We start from the raw sequence: 9,885 nt of genomic DNA, 5'->3' as shown, positions 1-9,885 counted from the left end.
CGCGGATATCGACACGCTCGAAACCATGGCGGGCGAGGTGTGCAGACGATATGGTGTGGCCGTCTACGCCAAAGGCGGCGCGCTCGCGCTCGCCGGCAGCACGTCGAGCACCGATATCCTCGCGGAACCGTCCGACGGTCCCGGCGGCATCCATACCACGCGAATCGAAGGCAGGGCGGTGCGCACCCACAACGTCCACGGCACGGGCGACACCCTGTCCAGCACGCTCGCCGCGCTGCGACCGCAATGCGACACGTGGGAGCAGGCCGCACGCCGTGCGAAAACATGGATGAACGGAGCAATCGCCGCCGCCGACCGTCTGCATGTCGGCAAAGGGCACGGGCCGGTCGATTTCACGTGGCAGCATGCGCCCACCGGCCTGCGGTTCAGTGCCGATTACTGGAATCGGGTGCGGCCGATCCGCGAACGGATCCATGGCATGCGTTTCATCACCAGCATGGTGGACGCCACATTGTCATTGGAGGATTTCGCATTCTACCTGCATCAGGATGACATCTACCTGACCGATTACACCTCGCTGCTGGCGCTCGCCTCTTCTCGCGCCGAACGGCTGGACGAGCGGGTGTTCTTCGCGCAGGCGGCCTCCGGCGGCGTGGATTCCGAGGTCATGTTCCACCATGATTGGTTCGTCAAGCATGGGTTCGACCCCTCACCGACATCCCGCTCCGAAGTGACCGCGGCCTACATCGGCCACGAGCACCGGGTCGCGGATTCCGGTTCGTATGCACGGCTCGCCGCCGTGGTCATGCCCTGCTTCTGGCTGTATGCCGCGATGGGCAAGGAGATGCGCGAGCAGGTTCGCGCCAAGCATATCGATGTCGATACGCATCCTTTCGGTGAGTGGATCCGTATGTATTCCGACCCGGAATTCACCGAGAGCACGCTGCGCGAAGTCCAGATCTGCGACCGGCTGGCGGCTGAGGCGTCCATCGACGAATACGAGCATATGATGCACGCGGCGCTGGTCTCATCGGAGCATGAGTTCCGCTTCTTCGAACAGGGGCTCACCCGTCCCGCGCTCGGATTCTAGAATCCAAGGGCTCTCTGGTCCTGGCCTGTTGCGGTAGCGGCCCACTCTACCGCAACAGGCCTGTTGTACTCTGCCGGCAAAGCAGGGCAAGCAGGGCGCAACAGGCATCGCGTCGGCGCGAATCAGGCCTGCGGGGCTTCCTCCACGCGTGGCGCCCCGGTGATATCGCGGTGGATGCCTTGCATCTGCGCCTCGATGTTCTGCAGGCTGCGGGCACAATCGAGCAGCGTCTGCGAATGCTCGGCGAGCTTGGCATCGGGCAGGTCCGACTTGTAGCGCAGCTGATGCTCCAGGCTCGCCCAATAGTCCATCGCGATGGTGCGGAACTGCACTTCGACCGGCGTGTAATGCGCGCCGGAGGACAGGAACACCGGTACGGCGTAGATCACGTGGAGACTGCGGTAGCCGTTCTGCTTGGGGTTCTTGATGTAATCCTTGACGCGCAGTACTTGGATATCCGATTGCGCCGACAGGTAGTTCGACACGGAGTACACGTCATCACGGTAATTGCAGATGACGCGGATACCGGCGACATCGAACAGGTTGTCCTTGATTGACCGGGTATTGATCGGCAGCGATTTGCGCTCGAGCTTGCCGATGATCGAATCCACCGACTTCAGTCGCCGTTCCATATGATGAATCGGATTATGGGAGAACCTCACCTGGAACTCGCTGTCGAGGATCTCCAGCTTCGTGCTGATCTCGTACATCGCGCCTTCATAGACCTGCATGAGGTCGATGAACTCGGTGATCTCCTCGGCGGGAAACCGTTCGCCGAGCTGTACATCGCCCAGCCGCGCTTTCATCTCTCCGGTATTGATGCGGTTATGTCGGTCAAGTATCACGATTGACCATGATAGCGTGGGGTTCCCGGATACGTCGGATTCCACGGCGACATGCCGGGGATGGGCGGCGCCGCCGGTGTGCCGACCGGACGTTACAATCGGCGGTTATGGATGAAGCGATGATGACCGAGGCGGAGCGCGCCTCGAGACCGGCTGCCGGGCGACAGGCAGGGGACAACCGACCGGATGGTCGCGGCAAGGGCGTGTTCTATATCCGTACGCTCGGCTGTCAGATGAACGTGCATGATTCCGAGCGTATCGCCGGCGTCCTCGAACAGGACGGCTACGTGCCGGCGACCGAACAGCAGATCGAACGGCATGACGTTGATCTTGTGGTCATGAATACCTGCGCGGTGCGGGAGAATGCCGCCGAACGCATGTATGGCACCATCGGCCGCTGGGCGCGGTACAAGCATGCGAATCCGCGCGTGCAGATCGCCATCGGCGGGTGCATGGCGCAACTGGATCGCGAACGTATCGCCAAGCGTACCCCGTGGGTCGACGCGGTGTTCGGTACGAAAAGCATCGCCTCGCTGCCTCGCCTGCTGGACCAGGCACGGGCGACCGGCGAGCCGCAGATCGATGTCGCCAACGACCTGGCCTATTTCCCCAGCCAGCTGCCGGCGGCCCGCTCGTCGCGCATTTCCTCGTGGGTGTCGATCTCGGTGGGATGCAACAACACCTGCACCTTCTGCATCGTGCCGACCACCCGCGGCCGCGAGCACGACCGGCGTCCGGGCGACGTGCTCGCCGAGGTGCGCGAATGTGTCGCGAACGGCGCCAAAGAAGTGACGCTTCTAGGGCAGAACGTCAACTCCTACGGTTACGGGATGGGAGACCGGTACGCGTTCTCCAAGCTGTTGCGCGCCTGCGGGCAGGTCGAGGGGCTGGAACGCGTGCGGTTCACCTCGCCGCACCCCGCCGCCTTCACCGACGATGTCATCGACGCGATGGCCCAGACGCCGAATGTCATGCATCAGCTGCATATGCCGCTGCAATCGGGCTCCGACCGCGTGTTGCGTGCCATGCGGCGCTCGTACCGCACCGAACGGTTCCTTACCATCCTGTCCAAGGTGCGTGAGGCGATGCCTGACGCCCGTATTTCCACCGATATCATCGTCGGGTTCCCCGGGGAAACCGAGGAGGATTTCCAGCGTACGCTCGACGTGGTCGAACAGGCGAGGTTTTCCACGGCGTTCACTTTCGAATACTCCCCGCGCCCGGGCACACCGGCCGCCGCGATGGAGCAGATCCCCAAGCAGGTCGTCCAGGAGCGTTTCGACCGCCTGCTTGCCCTTCAGCAACGGATCACCCAGGAGGAGCTTGACAAGTTCGAAGGGCGTGATGTGGAGGTCATGGTCACGGGCACCCACGGCAAGAAGGACGATGAAACACATCGCGTGACTGGCCGTGAGCGCACCGGGGCGCTGGTGCATATCGGCGTGCCCGAAGGCTGCCCGCAGCCGCAGGTCGGCGATTTCGTGACGGCGACCGTCACCCATGCCGGCGAGCATAATCTCATCGCCGACCCCGATCCGGCCGCGGGACAGACATACCGGGTGCGTCGCGGCTGAATAGCGGGGTGCCTGGCCCTTGTAGCGTCGGGCGAGCGGTGGGTGCCATGAGTACAGTGGAGGAGAGAAACGACAGACATGGAGGCGCGTATGCGGCAAGCGGACGGCGAGAGCGAACCGATGGGAGAACAGAAGGATTCCGGGCTGCCGGAGTGCTCCGGGCAGTCACCAACCGTGTCCGCAGGCGCCTCGGTCCCGCGTGTCGTCTCGATCGTCGGCCCTACGGCCTCAGGCAAGACGGGACTCGGTATCGCCATTGCGAAAGCCCTCGCGGATCGTGGCGAGCGCGCGGAAATCGTCAACGCGGACGCCTACCAGATGTACCGGGGCATGGATATCGGTACGGCGAAACCGACCGCCGAGGAGCAGGCGGAAGTCCCTCACCATCTGCTTGACATCATCGACCCGGATGACACGATGAGCGTCGCCCGTTTCCAGACCCTGGCGCGCGAATGCATCCATGACCTGCAAGCGCAAGGCATCAGACCGATCCTGGTCGGTGGATCCGGCCTGTACGCGCGCGCGGCGATCGACGACATCTCCTTCCCCGGCACGGATCCCGAGGTGCGCAAGCGTTTGGAACAGCGCGAACATGATGAGGGTGCCGCCGCCCTGTTCGAGGAGCTGAAGGCCAAGGATCCCGAAGCGGCCGCGCGCATGGATCCGCATAATCCGCGTCGCACCATCCGCGCGCTCGAGGTCATCGAGGTGACCGGGCGCCCGTATTCGGCGAGCCTGCCACGCTACCGCTATGTGATTCCCAGCGTGCAGATCGGGCTTGATCTGCCGCGCCGCGAGCTTGACGAACGGATCATGCAGCGTACCGAGTCGATGCGCGAGCATGGGTTCGTCGACGAGGTGCGCCGGTTGCGGCCGCATCTGGGATTCACCGCGGGGCGTGCGCTGGGCTACCAGCAGATCATCGACTATCTGGACGGCATCTGGGACGAGGATGACGCGTTTTTCGACATCGCGCAGAAAACCCGTCGGCTGGCCCGCAAGCAGATGGGATGGTTCGGCCGCGACCCCAGGATCCATTGGCTTGAGGCGCTCAACCCGGCGTTGTTGGACAACGCGATGGCGATCATCGACCATGCCGACGCGGGGGAGTATGACGCAATCGACGCCCATGCCGATGAATATGCCCAGCATCATCTCGGCGATATCCAAGGCTGAGCCCCGACTTGCCGGTGATGTGACCGCCGCTCGCTAGAATCGAATCGTTATGGCACGAACCTCATCCTCTTCCCAAGAGCAGAAACCCCAGGCCCGCCGCAGGGCGAGCGGGTCATCGAAACGTACCAAGGGCGAAGATGCCGCCAGCACCCGCGTTCTGTCCGATGACGAGCGTCTCGCCGGCGAGGAGCCGCTGTGGAGGAAGCTCCTGCTCGCCATCCCCCGTGGCTTCGGTGCGGCGGTGCGGGCGTTGACCGGTGTCGGTGAATACGATCCCACGTACCGGCGTGACGGCTTGTGTTTTGTCATGGTGATTCTTTCGGTCCTGTTCTGTGCTTCGGAATGGTTCCGGGTCGACGGGGCACTGGGGCGCGTCCTGCATACCATCGCCGCGGGCGCGTTCGGCGTGATGAGCGTCGTGCTTCCGGTATTCCTCGCGATTGTGGCGTTCCGGCTCATGCGCAACGCCGGCAAGGGCTCCGACAATCCGCGGGTGGTGACCGGATGGGCGCTGCTCCTGTGGGCGATCTGCTCCATCATCGATGCCGCGAAAGCTTCGGATATGCGCGGGTTCAACCTTGATGTGCTGGAGAACGCCGGCGGCATGTTCGGCTTCCTGCTCGGCTCCCCGTTGGCATGGGGGCTGTCGAAGGCCTTCGCCATCGTCGTGTTCGTCATCGTCGCGCTGTTCTCGCTGTTGATGATCACGCGCACGCATGTCGAGGAGCTTCCGGAACGCTTCCAGGCTTTGTCTGAACGGTTCCGCGGCGACACCGTCCAGGACGGGCCGGAAGGCGGCGAAGACGATGGTCAGTTCCCCAACGAGATCCGTGTCGGCGACGACGTTATGCAGATGGCTGAAGGCGTTCCCGCCCATGACGGTTCCGACGAGGAGGACCCGCGTGGCCATGAGCGCCGGCCCGGCCTGTTCTCACGGCTGTTCCACAGGAAATCCAGGCAAGACAACGACGGGCGGCTCGACGAATACGCCGGTGACGAGGCGTTCTCCCATGCGGCCAAACGGCACGGTGAAGCGGCGGAGACCATGATCGCCGCCCCGCGTAGCGTCTCGTCCGGTGGTCTGGGTGCCGATGTGCCGGCGACGACGCCGGTGTCTCATGTGCCGGCGCCTGCCATCGTACCGGTCCCGTCGACGGGCGCTGACCCGTGGGCGACGGTCGCTGCCCGTGAATCAGGCAACGGTGCCGCCGTGCCGGGCAACCCGGCCGATACCCATGCCGAAGGGGCGTATGGGGCCGAACCCGAGCCGCAGGGCGACGGGAATCCGGACGCCCCGGACGCCCCTGCCGTCCCTGTGACGCCGGATGAGAACGCCCCATACCAGTTGCCTGATCTGGACATGCTGGTCAAGGGCAAGCCTCATGCGATGCGCACGCCCGCCAACGACAACGTCATCCGCGCCCTGACCAGCACCTTCGAACAGTTCAAGGTCGATGCGAAGGTCGTCGGCTTCCTGCGCGGGCCGTCCGTCACCCAGTACGAGGTCGAACTCGGGCCGGGCGTCAAGGTCGAGAAGGTCACCAATCTGCAACGCAATATCGCGTATGCGGTGGCCAGCTCCGACGTGCGTATCCTCTCGCCGATCCCGGGCAAGTCCGCCATCGGCATCGAGATCCCGAACGTTGACCGTGAGATCGTGCACCTCGGCGACGTCTTGCGTTCCGACAAGGCGCGCAACGACCCCAATCCGATGCTCGCCGGCGTCGGCAAGGATGTCGAGGGGCATTTCGTGACCGCCGACTTGACGAAAATGCCGCATCTGCTGGTCGCCGGCGCGACCGGTTCGGGCAAGTCCAGCTTCATCAACTCGATGCTCATGTCGATCATCATGCGCGCCACGCCCGAGCAGGTGCGTCTGATCCTCGTCGACCCCAAGCGCGTCGAATTGTCGGCATACGCCGGAATCCCGCATCTGCTCACGCCGATCATCACCGACCCGAAGCATGCCGCGCAGGCGCTCGAATGGGTGGTCAAGGAGATGGACGCCCGCTACGACGACCTGCAGTTCTTCGGTTTCCGCAATATGAAGGACTTCAACAAGGCGGTCATGGAAGGCAAGGTGCATGCCCCGGCCGGCTCGAAGCGCAAGGTGGCCCCGTACCCGTACCTGTTGGTGGTCGTCGACGAGATGGCCGACCTCATGATGGTCGCCAAGAACGATGTCGAAAGCTCGATCCAGCGCATCACCCAGTTGGCGCGTGCGGCCGGCGTGCATCTCGTGCTCGCCACCCAGCGCCCGTCAGTTGACGTGGTGACCGGCCTGATCAAGGCGAATATCCCGTCACGTCTGGCGTTTGCGACCTCGTCGGCCACGGATTCGCGCGTGATCCTCGACACGACGGGCGCCGAGACCCTGATTGGGCAGGGTGACGCGCTGTTCCTGCCGATGGGGCAGGCGCGACCGATCCGTGTGCAGGGCTCGTGGGTCGGTGAGTCCGAGATCCGCAAGGCGGTCGAATTCGTGCGCACCCAGCGCAAGCCGCATTACCGTGAGGACATCGAGCAGATGGCCAAGGAGGCGGACCAGCATACGGTCGACCCGACCGAGGATATCGGCGACGACATGGATGTGCTGCTCCAGGCCGCGGAACTGGTGGTGACCACGCAGTTCGGTTCGACTTCGATGCTCCAGCGCAAGCTGCGTGTCGGCTTCGCCAAGGCCGGCCGCTTGATGGACCTGCTGGAATCGCGCGGGGTGGTCGGCCCCTCCGAAGGATCCAAGGCCAGGGAGGTGCTTGTCCAACCCCAGGATCTGCCCCAGGTCCTCGCGTTCATCAAGGGGCAGACCTCATCGTTGGGCGCGCCGGACGCCGCGCCTGCCGGTGACGCGCCCGACGAGGCGTGACGTGTGGCTAAGGATTCGTTGGCGGCGAATACCCAGCGCGTATTCATGAACCGGTAGTGTACAAGAGGTAAGGTGAACGGTATGCAGACTGAACGTGAACACAAACCATCGCTTCTGGACGGGTGGAACAGCCCGCCGAACATCGTCACCTATACGCGTATCGTACTGGTGCTGGTCTTCCTGGGGCTGGATATCGCGGCAGGGCCGCAGGGCGCGCACAGCATCGGTATGCGCTGGGCGGCCGCGATCCTGTTCATCATCGCCGCCTCGACCGATAAGCTCGACGGGTGGATGGCCCGCAAGTACAACCAGGTCACCGAGCTGGGCAAGCTCATGGATCCGATTGCGGACAAGCTGCTGATCTGCTCGACGCTGATTGTCGCCTCCGTGTTCGGCGAGGTGTTCTGGTGGGTGACCATCCTGTTCCTTGTCCGTGAGATCGGCATCACCGTCATGCGGTTCTTCGTTATCGACACCGGCGGCAAGGTCATCGCCGCGGACAAGGCCGGCAAGTACAAGACCCTGTGCCAGTGCATCGGCCTGGGCATGCTGCTGGTCCCGGCGTATACGTTCATCACGAATGCCACCGCGCTGAACGTGTACGCGTTCATCACGAACTTCCTGATTTACGTGGCGCTGTTCCTGTGCCTGTATTCCGGGGCGTTGTACGTCTACCGTGTCGTCAAGGCGCGCCGGGACGCCGGCCAGGCCGCGGGGCGCTGAATGCCGGGTATCGGGTACGACCAGGCCAGGCGTGACGAGCTCGCCGCGCAGGTGCTGGATTATTGCAGACGCCATGATCTGAAGGTCGCAGCCGCCGAGTCACTGACCGGCGGTCTGCTCGCGGACGCGTTCGTGCGCATCCCCGGGGCATCCGACGTGTTCCTGGGGTCTGCCGTCACCTATGACATCCGGGCGAAGGCGAAGATCCTGGGTGTCGATGCCGATCTGCTGGCACATGAGGGGGCGGTGCATCCCGAGGTCGCCCGCCAGATGGCGGCCGCGACCGTCCGCCTGTATGGCCAGCACGAGTACGGCGATCGCGTGGTCGGGCTGTCGACCACCGGTGTCGCGGGGCCCGGGCCGGACGGGGACAAGCCTGCCGGGCTCGTATACATCGGCTGTTCCCTTCCGGCGGGCCTTGTGGACGGGGAGCGTACCGAATCGGCAGTGGAACTGCGACTGGATGGCGACCGTGAACAGGTGCGTGAGCAGACGGTATGGCACGTGCTGAAGAATGTGAGGCAGCTCACAGTTGGGCTACAGGAATAATTTCGCCGTGCCGTAGGTTGTTCATGGTGTAGCGAAAACGACACCAAGCCGAAAGGGGTTACGCAGATGGAAACGATGACCCGGACCAACGAGATGATGGAAACCAAGACCGAAGGGGATGCCGGTTCCGCCCGGACCGCGCAGTCGGCACGTATGCGTGATCTGACTCCGGCACAGCGCCGTGCTGTCATGTTCGCCCAGCAGCAGGTGCTGCGTGCGCGTGCCGCCAAAAAGGCCAAGGATGAGCGCCAGTCCGCGCTCAACCGCATGTGGCAGGAAGAGGATGCCGACCACGCCAGGGCCCGCGCCACGGTCCGCCGGCATGAGGAATCCGACCAGACCAAGGACGTCTCGCTCCGCGAGGCGATCGGGCATGTTCTGCGCGATCTGAGGACGCGCGACCACAAGACCCTGCGTGAGGTCAGCGAGAAGGCCGGCGTATCGCTCGGGTACCTGTCGGAAGTCGAGCGTGGCCAGAAAGAGGCGAGTTCCGAGCTGCTCAGCTCCATTGCCGCCTCGCTCGGGTTGAGCACCGCGCAGATGCTGCGTATGGTCGCCGACTATCTTGATTCCGTTCATGCCTGATCGGGCGTGACTATGCGATGCCTCCCCATTGCGGTGGGGAGGCATCGCAGTATTCAGGGGCCGTATGCCGCTGATACCGGCTTGTGCCGGCCTGGCGGATGTAGCGTGGGTGTGCGAGACTTGCAACGTGCGTGAACGTGAATTCTGGCAGTTACTGGAGGAGGTGTTCGGCCGTGTGTACGGCCGGAGCCTGTCACGGGACCAGCGGTTGCCCAAGCTTGGCGATATGACGGTGGTCGAGGCACTTGACGCGGGGGAGGAGCCGCGTGTCGTATGGAATGTGCTGTGCGACCAGATGGATATCCCCGATTCCAAACGCTGGGGGAAAGACCACAATGCGCCGCCTCTCCCCGCAGGCCGGTGACGTACAATCGTCCCGGTCGGACCAGTGTGGCGTATTCGAACATTTGTTCGTATAGTGCGGTATAGTTGTCACCGTACGACACGATTCCGTGATGGAAACCCCGTGAACCATTCCTTCCGGCGGGTGATGCGTCCTTTGACCACATTGCCGGC

General features: G+C 63.8%; 9 protein-coding genes. 8 read left to right on the top strand and 1 reads right to left on the bottom strand.

What is annotated here, in order from left to right:
• Positions 1 to 1,051, top strand: a 1,051-nt coding sequence (locus tag WD012_RS06590; RefSeq protein WP_339562964.1) for a thiaminase II/PqqC family protein, incomplete at its 5' end; no start/stop codon positions are given.
• Between the two features lie 122 nt (positions 1,052 to 1,173).
• Here WD012_RS06590 and WD012_RS06585 read toward each other — a convergent pair.
• Entirely contained in the window at positions 1,174 to 1,857 is a 684-nt protein-coding gene (locus tag WD012_RS06585) for a GTP pyrophosphokinase (RefSeq protein ID WP_339562972.1), read from the bottom strand.
• 146 nt (positions 1,858 to 2,003) lie between these two features.
• Between WD012_RS06585 and miaB the strand changes: the two genes are divergently transcribed.
• The 7 genes from miaB (at position 2,004) to WD012_RS06550 (ending at position 9,733) form a co-directional block, all read left to right on the top strand.
• The gene (gene miaB, locus WD012_RS06580; protein ID WP_339562963.1) at positions 2,004 to 3,470 is read left to right on the top strand and encodes a tRNA (N6-isopentenyl adenosine(37)-C2)-methylthiotransferase MiaB; all 1,467 of its coding nucleotides are present in this window, start codon (positions 2,004 to 2,006) and stop codon (positions 3,468 to 3,470) included.
• A 90-nt stretch (positions 3,471 to 3,560) separates the two neighbouring features.
• Positions 3,561 to 4,646, top strand: coding sequence for a tRNA (adenosine(37)-N6)-dimethylallyltransferase MiaA (gene miaA, locus WD012_RS06575; RefSeq protein WP_339562962.1), 1,086 nt, complete (start codon positions 3,561 to 3,563; stop codon positions 4,644 to 4,646).
• A 49-nt stretch (positions 4,647 to 4,695) separates the two neighbouring features.
• Positions 4,696 to 7,512: an FtsK/SpoIIIE family DNA translocase gene (locus tag WD012_RS06570; RefSeq protein ID WP_339562961.1), complete on the top strand. Its 2,817-nt coding sequence runs from the start codon at positions 4,696 to 4,698 to the stop codon at positions 7,510 to 7,512.
• Between the two features lie 81 nt (positions 7,513 to 7,593).
• The gene (gene pgsA, locus WD012_RS06565) at positions 7,594 to 8,235 is read left to right on the top strand and encodes a CDP-diacylglycerol--glycerol-3-phosphate 3-phosphatidyltransferase (RefSeq protein WP_339562960.1); all 642 of its coding nucleotides are present in this window, start codon (positions 7,594 to 7,596) and stop codon (positions 8,233 to 8,235) included.
• Positions 8,236 to 8,784 carry a CinA family protein gene (locus WD012_RS06560; protein WP_339562959.1) on the top strand — a complete coding sequence of 183 codons (549 nt, stop codon included), beginning with the start codon at positions 8,236 to 8,238 and terminating at the stop codon, positions 8,782 to 8,784.
• A 66-nt stretch (positions 8,785 to 8,850) separates the two neighbouring features.
• The gene (locus WD012_RS06555) at positions 8,851 to 9,369 is read left to right on the top strand and encodes a helix-turn-helix domain-containing protein (RefSeq protein WP_339562958.1); all 519 of its coding nucleotides are present in this window, start codon (positions 8,851 to 8,853) and stop codon (positions 9,367 to 9,369) included.
• A gap of 127 nt (positions 9,370 to 9,496) precedes the next feature.
• The gene (locus WD012_RS06550; protein WP_339562971.1) at positions 9,497 to 9,733 is read left to right on the top strand and encodes a DUF3046 domain-containing protein; all 237 of its coding nucleotides are present in this window, start codon (positions 9,497 to 9,499) and stop codon (positions 9,731 to 9,733) included.
• Positions 9,734 to 9,885: the final 152 nt, after the last annotated feature.

It is taken from the genome of Bifidobacterium thermophilum (genome assembly GCF_037482445.1).
Taxonomy (GTDB): Bacteria; Actinomycetota; Actinomycetes; order Actinomycetales; family Bifidobacteriaceae; genus Bifidobacterium; species Bifidobacterium thermophilum_B.
Note: the sequence above shows the minus strand (reverse complement) of the source record. Positions and strands in the feature narration are given on the sequence as shown.